The organism is Variovorax sp. LjRoot175, from assembly GCF_964253805.1.
Taxonomy (GTDB): domain Bacteria; phylum Pseudomonadota; class Gammaproteobacteria; order Burkholderiales; family Burkholderiaceae_C; genus Variovorax.
This window is the reverse complement of record NZ_CAXURY020000001.1, coordinates 4036954-4050062: the sequence shown is the minus strand read 5'-3', so window position 1 is coordinate 4050062 and position 13109 is coordinate 4036954. Positions and strand designations below refer to the sequence as shown.

Below are 13109 nucleotides of genomic sequence, written 5' to 3'. Positions count from 1 at the left end.
ACACCGTCATGAAGCTTTTCCGTTCACTGCCCACCCTGTTGGCCGCCGCCTGCCTCACGCTGGCGGCTGCCGCGCATGCCGACGTGCTCGACGACGTGATGAAGGCGAAGAAGATCCGCATCGCAACGGACTTCTCGATTCCACCGTCCGGCATGCTCGACAAGGACCTCAAGCCGACCGGCTCCGACGTCGAAACCGCGCAGCTGCTCGCCAAGGACTGGGGGCTCGAACTGGAGTTCGTGCAGACCACCGGCGCCACGCGCATTCCGAACCTGCAGACCGGCAAGGCCGACATCGTGGTCTCGACGCTGTCGGTGACCCCGGAGCGCCAGAAGGTCATCGACTTCTCGAAGCCGTATGCGGCGCTGGTCTCCGTCATCGGCGCGCGCAAGGATCTGGCGATCAAGGACTGGCCCGACCTGAAGGGCAAGTCGGTCACCGTCACGCGCGGCACCACGCAGGACACCGAACTCACCCAGCTGGCGAAGGACAGGGACTTCAAGGTGGTGCGCTACGACGACGATGCGACCATGGTCACCGCCGGCGTCAGTGGCCAGGCCGACATCGTCTCCACCTCGGTCACGATCATGAATCAGATCACCGCGAAGAACCCGCAACGCCCGTTCGAGCAGAAGATCGTGCTGCGCAATCTCGATCTCGCCATCGGCGTCAAGAAGGGCGAGGAGCGCATGGTCGCCAAGCTCAACGAGTGGGTCACGGCCAATCTCCAGAACGGCAAGCTCAACGCCATCTACAAGAAGTTCCACGGCAGCGATCTGCCCGCGAACATGCGTCCCTGATCATTCACAACCCGAAGAGGAATTCATGCGTCTCGTCATCGGTTCGGACCACGCCGGCTGGGTGCTCAAAAGCGCCGTGGTCGACCACATCAGGAAGCTCGGCCACGAGGTCGTCGACGTCGGCAGCCACGACGACCGACCGGTCGACTTTCCGGATGTGGCGCGCGCGGTGGCCGCCAAGATCGTCGCCGGCGAGGTCGAGCGCGGCATCATGGTGTGCGGCACCGGCGTCGGCGCGTCGATCGCCGCCAACAAGATGAAGGGTATCCGCGCGGCGGTCTGCCACGACGTGCATTCGGCGCACCAGTCGGTCGAGCACGACGACGTGAACGTCATGTGCATCGGCGCGCAGATCGTCGGCCCCTGGCTCGCCGCCGACCTCGTCACCTCCTACCTGGGGGCGCGCTTCGCGGCGGAGGACGAGGATTTTCGCCGCCGCGTCGAGATGCTCCACCAGATGGACGCCGAGTCTTGAACTCCGACCACGCCACGCCCGAGGTCGTGGTGTTCGGCAGCCTCAACATGGACCTGGTGCTCCGTGTGCCGCGCGTGCCGGATGCCGGCGAAACCCTCGAGGCTCGTTCCTTCATGAGCAATCCGGGCGGCAAGGGTGCCAACCAGGCCGTGGCGTGCGCGCGGCAGGGCGCCCGTGTGGCCATGGTCGGCCGCGTGGGCGACGACGCCTTCGGGCTTGCGCTGAAGGCCTCGCTCGAAGCCGACGGCGTGGATGCCCGCCATGTGGCCACCGATGCGGCGTCGACCGGCGTGGCCTTGATCATGGTCGACGACGGCGCGCAGAACCGCATTGCGCTGAGTCCCGGCGCGAACGCATCCGTCGGCACCGAAGACATCGGCCGGCTGCGCAGCGCTCTCGCGGCGGCGTGCATCCTGTCGCTGCAGCTCGAGGTTCCCATGCCGGCGGTGTGCGAGGCGGCGGCGATCGCGCACGCCGCCGGCTGCACGGTGGTGCTGAACCCGGCCCCTGCGCAGCCGCTGCCCGACGCGCTGTGGCCGCTCGTGGGCATCCTCGTGCTGAACGAAACAGAAGCCGCCATGTTGAGCGGCATCGCGGTCCGCGACACGGCGAGTGCCGCCCGCGCGGCCGATGCCCTGCGACAACGCGGTCCGGCGCAGGTGATTCTCACGATGGGCGGCGACGGCGTCGTGGTCGCCAACGCCGACGGCTGCCGCCACTTCGCGGCCTTGGCAGTCCAGGCGGTCGACACCACGGCGGCCGGCGACACCTTCATCGGCGCGCTGTGTGCCGCGCTCGCGAACAAGGAATCCATCGATGCAGGCATCGCGCTTGGCATCCAGGCCGCGGCGCTCAGCGTGACGAAGGCGGGCGCGCAGGTGTCGATGCCGCATCGGCAAGACCTCGCGGCACTGCCTGCGGTTCCGCGGCCGAGCCGGGTGGCACTGGGCTGATGCGGCTCAGGCCGCGGCCTCGGGCGACCGTCCCTCGATCAGCTTCACCAGCGTGTGCAGCACGCGATTGGCCGGCGTCGCGATGCCCAGCGCTTCACCCTTGCGCAGCACGTAGCCGTTGAGGTGGTCGATTTCGCTGCGTTTGCCGCGCGCCAGGTCCTGCGCGGTGGAGGAGAACTGGGTCGGCATCGATTGCGCGATGCGCTCGACGGCGGCCCAGCTGTCGCCGGGCACGGTCACGCCGCTGGCCTCCGCCACGGCCAGGCATTCCTGCACCACGTCCCGCATCACGGCGTCCACGCCGGCGCCCTGCACGAGCCGGCCGTAAGGCAGCTGTGAAATCGCCGACAGCGCGTTGTAGGCGCAGTTGAGGATCAGCTTGGCCCACAGCGCGCCCGCCACGTTGGCGGAGATCTGCGTCGGCACGCCGGCCTCGATGAAGAGGCGCGCGGCCTCATCGCTGCGGGGCGACGGCGCGATGACCAGCTCGCCGCGGCCGTGGTGCTTCACGTGGCCAGGCCCCGCCATCTCGGTGGCGACATACACCACCGTCGCCGCGACCTGCTGGCGCAGCGCCGCCTGCAGCCGGTCGGCGTTGTCGACGCCGTTCTGCAGCGTGAGCACCAGCGCATCCGGCATCAGGTGCGGACCCATCTGCGCGGCAGCGCTCTCGGTGTCGGTGGACTTGACGCAGAACAGCACCAGCTGCGCGCCCTGCACGGCGCTGACTTCCGTGCTGGCCTCGATCGGCACATGCGCCTTGAAGGACTGCGTATCGAGCAGCAGGCCGTCGCGGCGTATCGCCTCGACGTGCTGCGCCCTGCCGATCAGCACCACCGAATGGCCGGCGCGCGCCAGCATGCCGCCGTAGTAGCAACCCACTGCGCCCGCACCCATCACCGCGATCTTCATGACCTGCTCCGAAAAAGTCCTCCCTGCATGGTAGTGCCGTTGCGCCCATGACCTCCCACGTCATCGACCCGCGGCGCGCTCGCGGGGACCATTCATTCACCCCGCGCCGTTGCGGGCCCTGAACAGAAAGGAAACGCCATGAACACCGCCGCCCCCGATGCCGCGCGCATTGCCGAACACTACATCGCCGTCTGGAACGAGACCGACGCCGAGCGCCGCCTCGCGCTGCTCGAAACCCACTGGAGCGCCGACGCGCGCTACGTCGATCCGATCATGCAGGGCAGTGGCCGCGCGCAGATCAGCGCACTGGTCGGCGGCGTGCACCAGCGCTATCCGGGCTTCCGCTTCAGGCTCAAGGGCGAGGCCGATGCGCACGGCGACCACCTGCGCTTCTCGTGGACCCTGGGCCCGAGCGGCGCCGAAGACCTGATCGAAGGCACCGATTTCGTCCAGCTCCAAGCGGGCAAGCTGCAGTCGGTCACGGGCTTCCTCGACAAGGTGCCGGTCGGCGCCTGAGGCCTATTCGAGAATCGCGACGCCCTTGACCTGCGCATGCACGGCCGAGCCCACGCCAAGGCGCAGCAGCTCGGCCGACTTGCGCGTGATGCGCGCGAGCAGGCGTGCGCCGCCGAGGTCCAGCCCGACCATGACCTGGGCCGGTCCGTCTTCGGCCAGGTCGGCCACGGTCGCGGGCAGGATGTTGAGCACGCTGGTCGCGGCTTGGTGCTGCAGCGTGAGGCTGACGTCGCGCGCCTGGATGCGAACCCGCACCGCCTGCCCCACGCGCGCGCCGCTGTGCGGCAGGCAGAGCGTGCCGCCCGCGAACGCGAGCTGCGTCAGGCCGTAGGCGGCGTCGTAGCCCGTCACCACCGCGGCGACCACCGCACCCGCCGCATCGCCGTGCGCCAGCGGCAGGTCGAGCCGTGTCATCAGCGCGTTGGCCGGGCCGCTCGCAGTCACGCGTCCGGCGTCGAGCAGCACCAGGTGGTCGGCCAGGCGCGCGACCTCGTCGGGCGCGTGGCTCACATAGATCACCGGCATGTCGAGCTCGGCATGCAGCCGCTCGAGGTAGGGGAGGATCTCGCGCTTGCGCTGCAGGTCCAGCGAGGCGAGCGGTTCGTCCATCAGCAGCAGCCGCGGACTGGTGGCCAGTGCACGCGCGATGCCCACGCGCTGGCGTTCGCCGCCCGAGAGCGTGTCGGGCCGGCGCGCGAGCAGGTGGCCGATGCCCAGCAGTTCCACCGCCTGCGCGAGCGACACGCGCCGATCGGCTGTGGCGACCCGCTTCATGCCGTATTCGAGGTTGCGCCGAACGTCCAGGTGCGCGAAGAGCCGCGTCTCCTGGAACACATAGCCCAGCGGCCGCCGGTGCGTGGGCAGGAACATGTCGCCGTCCTGCCAGGCCTCGCCATTGACCGTCACCTGCGCACCGGGTGCGCGTTGCAGCCCCGCGATGGCGCGCAGGCAAGTGGTCTTGCCGCAGCCCGAGGGCCCGAAGAGCGCGCTCACGCCGCGGCCCGGCAGGTCGAGCTCGACCTGGAGCGAGAAGCCGGGGTGGTCGACCTTCAACCGCACATGCACGCCATCGCTCATCGCCGCTGTCCCGTCGGATTGAGCACATAGAGCGCCAGCAGCACGAGGAATGAGAACGCCACCATGCCGGCTGCCAGCCAGTGCGCCTGCGTGTATTCGAGCGCCTCGACGTGGTCGTAGATCCGCACCGACACCACGCGCGTCTTGTCGGGGATGTTGCCGCCGATCATCAGCACCACGCCGAACTCGCCCACCGTGTGGGCGAAGCCCATCACGACCGCGGTGAGGTAGCCCGGCCGCGCGAGCGGCAGCACCACGCTGAAGAAGGAGTCGAGCGGCGAGGCCCTGAGCGTTGCCGCCGCCTCGAGCGGCTCCTGGCCGATCGCCTCGAAGGCGTTCTGGATTGGCTGCACCACGAAGGGCATCGAATAGACCACTGAGCCGATCACCAGCCCCGCGAAGGTGAACGGAAGCACCCCGATACCGAGCCATTGCGTCAACGCGCCGATCGGCCCGTTGGGCCCCATCGTCACCAGGAAGTAGAAGCCCAGTACCGTGGGCGGCAGCACCAGCGGCAATGCCACCAGCGCACCGACCGGCCCCTTCCATGCCGAGCGCGTGCGCGCCAGCCACCAGGCCAGCGGCGAGCCCACCAGCAGCAGGATCAGCGTGGTCAGCGCCGCGAGCTTCAGCGTGAGGACGATGGCGCCGAGGTCGGAGGCTGTGGGCATGCAGGATCGGCGCTCAGACGTCGTAGCCGAAGGACCGGATCACGGCCTTGGCTGCATCCGACTTGAGATACGCGATGAGCGCAGCGGCGGCCGCGTTGTCCTTGCCGCGGGCGAGCAGCACAGCGTCTTGCCGGATGGGGCCGTGCAGTTCAGCGGGCACGATCCAGGCCGAGCCGCTCTTGAGCTTGCCGTTCTCCCAGACTTGCGAGAGCGCGACGAAGCCGAGTTCCGCATTGCCGGTGGAGACGAAGCTGAAGGCCTGCCCGATGCTCTCGCCCTGCACGAACTTGGGTTCGAGCTGTGCCAGCAGGCCGAGGCGCGTGAGCGTTTCCACCGCCGCCGCTCCGTAGGGTGCGAGCTTGGGCGCGGCCAGCGCGATGTGGGCGAACTTCGTGCTCCTGAGCACCTCGCCTTTGGCATCCACCAGATCGGGTTTGGCCGACCACAGCACCAGCTTGCCGGTGGCGTAGGTGAAGCGACTGCCCGGCACAGTAGCGCCTTCCTTGTCGAGCTTGGCCGGCGTCTCGTCGTCGGCCGCGAGGAACACGTCGAAAGGCGCGCCGCTCTGGATCTGCGCATAGAACTTGCCCGTCGCGCCCGAGGAGAGCACGGCCTTGTGGCCGGTCGTCTTCTCGAACTCGGCGGCGATCGCCTTCATGGGCGCGAAGAAGTTGGCCGCGACCGCGATCTGGACTTCCCCCGCCTGGCTGGCGAGCGACGCACCGAGCGTGAGCAGCGTGGCGGCGGCGAGGCGAAAGGCGAGTGGGGGCTTCACGGAGCGCTATTCATCAACGGAATAGCGCGAGTGTAGAGCCAACGGCACAATCCGCGCATGGCATCTCCCCGTTTCGGCGACGCGCTCGGCCATGGCATGAGCGACAAGCGCATCGACATCCTGCGCGGCATCGGCCGCACCGGCAGCATCTCCCAGGCCGCGCGCGAGGCGGCCGTGAGCTACAAGGCGGCCTGGCAGGCGGTCGCCACGCTCACCAACCTGGCCGGCGTGCCGCTGGTGGCGCGCGCGGTGGGCGGCGCGGGCGGCGGCGGCGCCGTGCTCACCGCGCACGGGGCGCAACTGCTCGAACTGGCGGAGGCGCTGGATGCGGCGCGCCGTGCCGTTCAGTCGCGGGCAGGCGCCAGTGCCGGCACGGCGGCGGCGCGGCTCTCGATCCGCACCAGCATGCGCAACCAGCTGCCTGCGATCGTGGCCGCGCTCGAATCCACCGGCCGCATCGTGCGCGTGCACATGAGGCTCGGCTGCGATGCGCAGCAGCCCATCGCCGCGCGCATCACGCAGGAGAGCGCGGAACTGCTGGGGCTGGCAGAAGGCATGCCGGCGATCGCGCTGTGCAAGGCGACCGCGGTACGCGTGGAGCGCGTTGCGGCAGCGCGAAGGACCCGTGGCAATCAGCTCGGCGGCCTGGTGCAGGGCGCGGCGCGCGGCGAGGACGGCGACGAGATCGCGATCACGCTCGACAGCGGCCTGCAACTGGTCGGCTTCGCGCCGGCCGGCTCGGGGCTGCGCACGCGGCAGCGCGTGGTGGCCACCATCGACGAAGCGGCGGTGGTGGTGGCGCTGCCGGGGTGAGGGCGAGGGCCTGAACAGGCCCTTCTAGAGCCCGAGGTCGCTCAAACCCGGGTGATCGTCCGGCCGGCGGCCCAGCGGCCAGAAGAACTTGCGTTCGCTTTCCTTGATCGGCAGGTCGTTGATGCTCGCGTGGCGATGCGTCATCAGGCCGTGCTCGTTGAATTCCCAGTTCTCGTTGCCGTAGCTGCGAAACCAGTTGCCGGCGTCGTCGTGCCACTCGTAGGCGAAGCGCACGCCGATGCGCGGGCCGCCGAAGGCCCACAGCTCCTTGATCAGCCGGTAGTCGAGTTCGCGCGCCCACTTGCGCTCGAGCAGCGCCTGCGCGGCCGCCCGGCCGACCGGGAACTCGGCGCGGTTGCGCCAGCGCGTGTCTTCGCTGTAGGCCAGCGCGACGCGGGCCGGGTCGCGCGAGTTCCAGCCGTCTTCGGCCAGGCGAACCTTCTGGGTTGCGGTTTCGAATGTGAAGGGGGGCAGGGGCGGGCGTGTTTCCATGGCGGCGGGTTCCCGAGGAGTGATTGGAAGAAGGTAGACAGAGCTGTCTACGTCGCCAGTCTAATGCACGTAGACAGATCTGTCTACAATGGCGTCATGCCAAGCCCCGTCGCTCCCGAGCTCAAGGACCGCCCTCCCAACGAGCGCATCCTGCTGACCGCGCACGACCTGTTCTACCGCGAAGGCATCCGCGCCACCGGCATCGACCGCGTGATCGCCGAGTCGGGCGTGACCAAGGTCACCTTCTACCGCCACTTCCCGAGCAAGAACGAGCTGATCCGCACCTTCCTGGCCTACCGCCACGAGCGCTGGATGAAGTGGTTCGTCGATGCGCTGGAGCGCCACGGCGCGAAGCGCGGCAAGGGCATCGATGCGCTGGTGCCTGCGCTGCGCGACTGGGTTGCGGATGCCGGCTATCGCGGTTGCGCCTTCCTCAACAGCGTGAGCGAGCTCGGCGGCGCCTTGCCGGAGGTGGTGGAGATCGCGCGCAGCCACAAGCGCGAGATGACGGCGGAGATCGAGAAGCTGCTGCCGCCGTCGCGCCAGCGCGCGAAGGACGCGCAGCTCATCGCGCTGGCGGTCGACGGCGCCATCGTTCACGCGCAGTTCGACGAAACGCCGGACGCAGCGCTGAAGACGCTGGACCGGCTCGTGAAGCTGCTGCGAAGCAGCGGCGAAGCCTGATTTACAGGCCGGCCTGGCGCGTGAACGACACCTTCGGCTTCTTGTAGGCGGCCGGCACCTCGTCGCGATAGAAGGCACGGCGATCCAGGCTCTCGAACGGGTCGTGCGCCTTGGCGACCGCCTCCGCGCGAATGGTGGCGCGGTCGGCGGTGGACGTGAAGGTCTGCGCACCGGCGCTGGCGCCATCGGCGTACTGATTGCCGGCGCGTGCGGCGGCGACGCCTCCGGCGGCCACTTCCGAGCGGCTGGCCGCCGAGGTCAGGGTGTGCACGCCGTCATAGGTTTCCGCTTGCGCGCCGGCGGCGGCCACGAGCGAGAAGGCAGCAGCGGCGATGATCTTCGAGGCATTCATTTCGGTTCCTTCAAATCGGTTGGTTGGTGAGATGAAGTGTGGGTGCGAAGGCCCTCGAAAAAACGCCGCGAAAAGAACCGCGGCGTTTGCGACTTGGAAACAATGGGACGCGCGGTCCCTCGAGCGGCGCTACCTGGCGCGAGGCGCGCGGACCGGATTGGCCAGCGGTCCGGGGCCGATGGCGATCGGCGGTCCCGCGTCGTCGGCGGCCCATGCGGGCGTGCGGGACGAGCTGACGAGGGGGCCTGGACCGGGGACGACCGGTGGTCCCGGGTCGTCGAAGGTCGGTGTGGTCGCGCGAGAAGAGCTGACCAGCGGGCCGGGACCCGGCACGACCGGTGGACCCGGGTCGCGGAGCCCCGAGCCCACCAGCGGTCCGGGACCGGGCGCGATCGGCGGCCCCAGGTCGTCACGGTTCCATGCCGGAGCGCGCGCCTGCCGCGGGGCCATCGGCGGATTCGCGCGAGTGCGCTCCGAGAGCGCGGCGGAGCGAGAGGGGGCGGCTGGTGCCGCCGAGGATTTTTCTTCGTTGGACTGGGACGGCGCCGCAGCGACGGGCGTTGCAGGTGCAGCGGGTGCAGGTGCAGCGGCTGGTGCAGCGGCTGGTGCAGCGGGTGCAGCCGCGACGGGCACAGCCGGCGCAACGGGTGCAACGGGTGCAACGGGTGCAACGGGCGCAACGGGCGCAACGGGCGCAACGGGCGCAGGCGCCGCGGCCTGCGGCGGTGCTGGTGTCGATGCTGGCGCTGGCACCGCCACTGCAGCTTTTTCCGATGGCGGCGCCTTGGCTTCAGGTGCCGCCGCCGCCGCGTTCAGTTTCGGCCACCACGACGGTTCCGCGACATCGCGCGTGACATACAGATACCAGCCGATGAAAACCACGCTCATGGCCAATGCCGACAGTAACAGGCGAAGCCAGAAGGCTGCCGTCTCGGCCGGCAGCAGCGCCAGCGAAGCGGCGCGGGGCCGCGAAAACGGCGCGTCCAAGGGGGACATCGGCGCGTCGAATGGCGAGATCGGCGCGGCGCGGCTGGTCTTGACGGCATCGAGGGCCGAAGGGCCGGTCGGCATGAAGCCGGGCAAGCGGCCCGCGCAGCCGCTGCAGAACATCGCCTTGTCGCGGTTCCGGCTTCCGCAAGTCCTACACACCACCGACATGAGCAAACTCCCTGAATAGCAAACAATACCTCCGCACTGTCCACACCGGCAGCCGTCTGTCTGTCAGCCGTTTCCCACGCAGCGCTTCGGAACGCGCGCGTCTTCGCCGCGTTATTTGCACAGCTCATGGATCCAACAGCCGGTTGCGGCCTCAACTGAACAGAGAAAGCAACGCGTAGAGCGCCGCGAAAAACCAGTTCACTGCCTTTGCCGCGTCCGCGTTCTCCTTCGGCTGTAGGCCGCCGCTTCTCGCTGGCCGGTGGATTCGTCCTACGCTCGAAGACTTGTTTGCAGCGCATGACGCTTCAGACGCGCTGTCGCGGCTGCCGGGATAGAAGCGGGAGACATGATGCAAGCAAACAGCCGATTCGATTTGCGGACGAAGGCGCTGATTCGCGCAGCGTGCATCGCCGCTGCTGCAGGGCTCGCAGGATGCGGCGGTGGAGGCGGCGGTCATGGCGGCGGTCATGGCGGCGGCGTGGTCTTCCCCCCGGGCCAGACGAAACTGAGCTGCGACGACTCGATCAAGAGCGCCTTCAAGCCGGATGCCAACACCAGCGTGCTGCTGGTCAAGTCCTTCAAGACAGGCGACCCGCTGCTCTTGTCCGGCACGCCGACGCCCACCACACCCACGGCGACCACCGACGTCTGCGTGGTGAAACTGCTGGTCGGACCGGGCAACTCCGGCCCGGCGGATGCCCCATCGACCTCGCCCGGCATCGGCATCGAAGTCTGGCTGCCCAACGAGGCGAAGTGGAACAAGCGGGTGCACGTGAAGGGCGGCGGCGGCTGGGCCGGCGGCGTCCACACCTCCTTGACGGCGCTCGCGGGCGTCACGGGCGGCAGCGCCGGCGCGCCGGCGGAAACCGCGATGGTCGAAGGCGCGGTCTCGGCCAGCACCGACACCGGCCATGCCAACACGGCCAATGGCGGCTCCTTCGCGATGAAGCCGGACGGCACCATCAACACGGCGCTGTGGAGCGATTTCGCCCAGCGCGGCATCCACGAGATGGCGGTCAAGACCAAGGCGCTGGCCGCCGCTTTCTACGGCACGCCGGCCAGGTTCGCCTACTGGAACGGCTTCTCCACCGGCGGCCGCCAGGGCCACATGGAGGCGCAGGCAAATCCGGCCGACTTCGACGGCATCCTCGCCGGCGCGCCGGCCATCAACTGGACCAAGTTCATCACGGCCGAGCTGTACCCGCAGATCGTCTACCAGCGCGACCTGGGCGGCGTGCCGCTCACGCAGGCCCAGCTCACGCTGATGGGCAATGCCGCCATCAACGCCTGCGACGTGGTGAACGGGCAGCATCTCGGCTACATCCCGGACCTCACGCAATGCCGTTACGACCCGCTGCTGGACGCCAGCGTGCTGTGCGCGAGCAGCGGCGGGACGGGCCCCGCCGGCAGCTGCGTCACGGCCGCCCAGGCGCTGGCGATGAACAAGATCTGGTACGGCCAGACCAGCAACGGCTCCGTGCCTTCGCCCTCGGCGGACAACGGCTTCGCGACCTCGCCCTCCGCCTCGGCCAACCAGCGCTGGTACGGGCTCACGCGCGGCACCAACCCGATCGGGCTCGCGGGACCCACACCCTTCACCATCGCGAGCGACATGGTGGCGCTCGAGTTGCAGGACCCGACCTGGGCCCAGCCCAACTTCATCAACGCGACCGGCAACGGCGTGGACCGGTGGAAGACGCTGTCTTACGCGAATCTCTCGAACGCCTTCGACCAGGGCGTCGCCCTGCAATTCGCGTTCGCCAACATCAATACCGACGACCCGGACCTCGGCCGTTTCGCCTTGCGCGGCGGAAAGATGCTGGTCTACCACGGCCTGGCGGACACGCTGATCCCGCCGCAGGGCACCATCAACTACTACACGCGGTTGTCGGATCGGATGGGCGGCGATGCAGTGGTCCGCAACTTCTACCGGCTCTTCCTGGTGCCGGGCATGGCCCACGGTTTCAGCAACGGCACTACCAACGCGGCCGCGAATCCGCCGCTGCCGACGATCAACCTGCTCTACACGGCGCTCACGGCCTGGGTGGAGGGCGGCAACTCGCCGGAGCGCATCGACATCTCGGCCCCCGCCAGCGGTGGCACGCCGGCCAGTTCGCGGCCGATCTGCATGCATCCGACCAAGGCGACGCTGACCGGCGGCGATCCGCGATCGGCGGCTTCGTACGTCTGCTCCTGAACAGAGGCCCTAGCGCCGCGGTAGCTCCGACGTCCTGCGCATCGCCGGCCAGGCGCCGACCGTGAAAGCGCGCAGCGCCCATTCCACCGGGCCGTAGCCGAAGCGGCGCAGCCACAGGCGACTGGCCGCCAGCTGGCCCGCGAAGATGATCGACGCGATCAGCACGCAGGCCGCCGGCGAGACGCGGCCCATCCAGCCCAGCCCGTAGGCCGTGAAGATCAGCGCGCACAGGAGCGACTGCATGAGGTAGTTGGTCAGCGCCATGCGCCCCGCGGGCGCCAGCAGCCCGGCGATGCGCATGCCGCCCGCGCCCTCGAACAGCATCATCGCCATCCCGACATAGGCGGCGCTCAGGAAGGGCGCGATCAGGAGGCTCGCGCCCAAGCCCGCGATCTCCCAGCCCGAGCCGACCCCGTAGACCGTGGCCGTTGCATAGAACAGCGCGCCGGGCAGGCCCACCGCCAGGCCCCAGACGGCCAGGCGTCGCCAGAGGCCGCGGTACCGGTCGTGTTGCGCGAACAGGTGGCGCTTGCCGGCCACCAGGCCGAGCATGAACATGGCCAGCGCGCATGGCCCCTGGATCAGCACCACGATCCACCAGGTTTGGCCCAAGTCCCGCAGGCGCTGCGCGACCACGGTGGCCGGCGTGCCCAGCCAGGCCTGCTGCGCGGCGCTCGCGCGGGCCATGGTGCCGGCGATGTCGGCCGTCTCGCCGGCGAGGAGCTGGAGTGCGCCCAGCGAGGCCAGGACGGCGGCGGGCAGCAGCGTGAGCACGCAGGCGAGCACCGTCGCCTGGGCGTCGGTCCGATGCCGCAACCGGAGCAGGATCAGGCCTAGCACGGCATAGGTGCAGAGGATGTCGCCGTGGAACAGCCAGACGGCATGCGCCGCGCCGATGAGCCAGAGCCCGAACAGGCGCCGCAGCATCCTCGGCACGAAGGCCTTGCCGCTGCGCTCGGCCGCGTTCATCTGCAAGGTGAAGCTGTAGCCGAACAGGAAGGAGAAGAGCAGGTAGAACTTGGTCTCGAACAGGCAGGCCACGAGCCACCGCACGGCGCGGTCGATCGGCCGGGCGAAGGCCGGGTCGGGCACGGCCATGCCGAAGTAGGCCGAAGCGAAGGTCGCGATGTTGACCATCAGGATGCCCAGGAGCGCGAAGCCGCGCAGCGCATCCAGGTGCAGCAACCTCGGTGGCTGGAGCGCGCGGGCCCCGTATGAAGATGCGTCGACCATG

The 13109-nt window shown here is 69.3% G+C and carries 17 protein-coding genes; 8 read left to right on the top strand and 9 right to left on the bottom strand.

Annotated features, from left to right (window positions below):
• The first annotated feature begins 8 nt into the window (after positions 1–8).
• Genes ACSQ89_RS20135 through rbsK form a run of 3 tightly spaced genes read left to right on the top strand, consistent with a single transcriptional unit; the run spans position 9 to position 2228 of the window.
• The gene (locus ACSQ89_RS20135; protein WP_436290966.1) at positions 9–800 is read left to right on the top strand and encodes a transporter substrate-binding domain-containing protein; all 792 of its coding nucleotides are present in this window, start codon (positions 9–11) and stop codon (positions 798–800) included.
• A 25-nt stretch (positions 801–825) separates the two neighbouring features.
• A complete protein-coding gene (gene rpiB, locus ACSQ89_RS20130; RefSeq protein WP_436290967.1) occupies positions 826–1275 on the top strand; it encodes a ribose 5-phosphate isomerase B in 450 nt (149 codons plus the stop codon).
• Complete coding sequence (gene rbsK, locus ACSQ89_RS20125; RefSeq protein WP_436290968.1) at positions 1272–2228, top strand: ribokinase; 957 nt, start codon at positions 1272–1274, stop codon at positions 2226–2228. Before rpiB ends, rbsK begins: the two co-directional genes overlap by 4 nt.
• A gap of 6 nt (positions 2229–2234) precedes the next feature.
• On the opposite strand, the gene ACSQ89_RS20120 is transcribed toward rbsK, so the two are convergent.
• Positions 2235–3140, bottom strand: coding sequence for a ketopantoate reductase family protein (locus ACSQ89_RS20120; protein ID WP_436290969.1), 906 nt, complete (start codon positions 3138–3140; stop codon positions 2235–2237).
• A gap of 138 nt (positions 3141–3278) precedes the next feature.
• On the opposite strand from ACSQ89_RS20120, the gene ACSQ89_RS20115 reads away from it, so the two are divergent.
• Complete coding sequence (locus ACSQ89_RS20115; protein WP_093103018.1) at positions 3279–3656, top strand: nuclear transport factor 2 family protein; 378 nt, start codon at positions 3279–3281, stop codon at positions 3654–3656.
• A 3-nt stretch (positions 3657–3659) separates the two neighbouring features.
• On the opposite strand, the gene modC is transcribed toward ACSQ89_RS20115, so the two are convergent.
• Genes modC through modA form a run of 3 tightly spaced genes read right to left on the bottom strand, consistent with a single transcriptional unit; the run spans position 3660 to position 6179 of the window.
• On the bottom strand, positions 3660–4733 hold the full coding sequence (gene modC / locus ACSQ89_RS20110) for a molybdenum ABC transporter ATP-binding protein (RefSeq protein ID WP_436290970.1): 1074 nt from the start codon (positions 4731–4733) through the stop codon (positions 3660–3662).
• Positions 4730–5404: a molybdate ABC transporter permease subunit gene (gene modB / locus ACSQ89_RS20105; RefSeq protein WP_436290971.1), complete on the bottom strand. Its 675-nt coding sequence runs from the start codon at positions 5402–5404 to the stop codon at positions 4730–4732. Before modB ends, modC begins: the two co-directional genes overlap by 4 nt.
• 13 nt (positions 5405–5417) lie before the next feature.
• Complete coding sequence (gene modA / locus ACSQ89_RS20100) at positions 5418–6179, bottom strand: molybdate ABC transporter substrate-binding protein (RefSeq protein WP_436290972.1); 762 nt, start codon at positions 6177–6179, stop codon at positions 5418–5420.
• Positions 6180–6236: 57 nt separating this feature from the next.
• Between modA and ACSQ89_RS20095 the strand changes: the two genes are divergently transcribed.
• On the top strand, positions 6237–6992 hold the full coding sequence (locus ACSQ89_RS20095) for a TOBE domain-containing protein (RefSeq protein ID WP_436290973.1): 756 nt from the start codon (positions 6237–6239) through the stop codon (positions 6990–6992).
• Between the two features lie 24 nt (positions 6993–7016).
• Here the strand turns inward: ACSQ89_RS20095 and ACSQ89_RS20090 are convergent, their stop codons facing one another.
• A complete protein-coding gene (locus tag ACSQ89_RS20090) occupies positions 7017–7484 on the bottom strand; it encodes a DUF1348 family protein (RefSeq protein ID WP_436290974.1) in 468 nt (155 codons plus the stop codon).
• Positions 7485–7580: 96 nt separating this feature from the next.
• Between ACSQ89_RS20090 and ACSQ89_RS20085 the strand changes: the two genes are divergently transcribed.
• Positions 7581–8168 carry a TetR/AcrR family transcriptional regulator gene (locus ACSQ89_RS20085; RefSeq protein ID WP_436290975.1) on the top strand — a complete coding sequence of 196 codons (588 nt, stop codon included), beginning with the start codon at positions 7581–7583 and terminating at the stop codon, positions 8166–8168.
• 1 nt (position 8169) lies between these two features.
• Here the strand turns inward: ACSQ89_RS20085 and ACSQ89_RS20080 are convergent, their stop codons facing one another.
• Positions 8170–8520: an alpha/beta hydrolase gene (locus tag ACSQ89_RS20080; protein WP_436290976.1), complete on the bottom strand. Its 351-nt coding sequence runs from the start codon at positions 8518–8520 to the stop codon at positions 8170–8172.
• Between the two features lie 129 nt (positions 8521–8649).
• Positions 8650–9408: a hypothetical protein gene (locus tag ACSQ89_RS20075; protein WP_436296350.1), complete on the bottom strand. Its 759-nt coding sequence runs from the start codon at positions 9406–9408 to the stop codon at positions 8650–8652.
• Here ACSQ89_RS20075 and ACSQ89_RS20070 point away from each other — a divergent pair.
• Entirely contained in the window at positions 9392–9697 is a 306-nt protein-coding gene (locus ACSQ89_RS20070) for a hypothetical protein (RefSeq protein ID WP_436290978.1), read from the top strand. The genes ACSQ89_RS20075 and ACSQ89_RS20070 overlap by 17 nt on opposite strands.
• Before the next feature lie 132 nt (positions 9698–9829).
• Here ACSQ89_RS20070 and ACSQ89_RS20065 read toward each other — a convergent pair whose 3' ends face one another.
• Complete coding sequence (locus ACSQ89_RS20065; protein ID WP_436290979.1) at positions 9830–10147, bottom strand: hypothetical protein; 318 nt, start codon at positions 10145–10147, stop codon at positions 9830–9832.
• 9 nt (positions 10148–10156) lie between these two features.
• Here ACSQ89_RS20065 and ACSQ89_RS20060 point away from each other — a divergent pair, with 9 nt between their 5' ends.
• The gene (locus ACSQ89_RS20060; protein ID WP_436290980.1) at positions 10157–11875 is read left to right on the top strand and encodes a tannase/feruloyl esterase family alpha/beta hydrolase; all 1719 of its coding nucleotides are present in this window, start codon (positions 10157–10159) and stop codon (positions 11873–11875) included.
• A gap of 9 nt (positions 11876–11884) precedes the next feature.
• Here ACSQ89_RS20060 and ACSQ89_RS20055 read toward each other — a convergent pair whose 3' ends face one another.
• Complete coding sequence (locus tag ACSQ89_RS20055) at positions 11885–13108, bottom strand: DUF418 domain-containing protein (protein WP_436290981.1); 1224 nt, start codon at positions 13106–13108, stop codon at positions 11885–11887.
• Between the last annotated feature and the right edge of the window lies 1 nt (position 13109).

What these genes read in the sequence shown, in the direction of transcription:
- modB (WP_436290971.1), bottom strand. Translation starts at nt 5,404, where the DNA reads ATGCCCACAGCCTCCGACCTCGGCGCCATCGTCCTCACGCTGAAGCTC.
- ACSQ89_RS20070 (WP_436290978.1), top strand. Translation starts at nt 9,392, where the DNA reads ATGAAAACCACGCTCATGGCCAATGCCGACAGTAACAGGCGAAGCCAG.
- rpiB (WP_436290967.1), top strand. Translation starts at nt 826, where the DNA reads ATGCGTCTCGTCATCGGTTCGGACCACGCCGGCTGGGTGCTCAAAAGC.
- ACSQ89_RS20135 (WP_436290966.1), top strand. Translation starts at nt 9, where the DNA reads ATGAAGCTTTTCCGTTCACTGCCCACCCTGTTGGCCGCCGCCTGCCTC.
- ACSQ89_RS20055 (WP_436290981.1), bottom strand. Translation starts at nt 13,108, where the DNA reads ATGGTCGACGCATCTTCATACGGGGCCCGCGCGCTCCAGCCACCGAGG.
- ACSQ89_RS20120 (WP_436290969.1), bottom strand. Translation starts at nt 3,140, where the DNA reads ATGAAGATCGCGGTGATGGGTGCGGGCGCAGTGGGTTGCTACTACGGC.
- ACSQ89_RS20080 (WP_436290976.1), bottom strand. Translation starts at nt 8,520, where the DNA reads ATGAATGCCTCGAAGATCATCGCCGCTGCTGCCTTCTCGCTCGTGGCC.
- modC (WP_436290970.1), bottom strand. Translation starts at nt 4,733, where the DNA reads ATGAGCGATGGCGTGCATGTGCGGTTGAAGGTCGACCACCCCGGCTTC.
- ACSQ89_RS20090 (WP_436290974.1), bottom strand. Translation starts at nt 7,484, where the DNA reads ATGGAAACACGCCCGCCCCTGCCCCCCTTCACATTCGAAACCGCAACC.
- ACSQ89_RS20065 (WP_436290979.1), bottom strand. Translation starts at nt 10,147, where the DNA reads ATGACCGCCGCCATGACCGCCGCCTCCACCGCCGCATCCTGCGAGCCC.
- ACSQ89_RS20115 (WP_093103018.1), top strand. Translation starts at nt 3,279, where the DNA reads ATGAACACCGCCGCCCCCGATGCCGCGCGCATTGCCGAACACTACATC.
- ACSQ89_RS20095 (WP_436290973.1), top strand. Translation starts at nt 6,237, where the DNA reads ATGGCATCTCCCCGTTTCGGCGACGCGCTCGGCCATGGCATGAGCGAC.
- ACSQ89_RS20085 (WP_436290975.1), top strand. Translation starts at nt 7,581, where the DNA reads ATGCCAAGCCCCGTCGCTCCCGAGCTCAAGGACCGCCCTCCCAACGAG.
- ACSQ89_RS20075 (WP_436296350.1), bottom strand. Translation starts at nt 9,408, where the DNA reads ATGAGCGTGGTTTTCATCGGCTGGTATCTGTATGTCACGCGCGATGTC.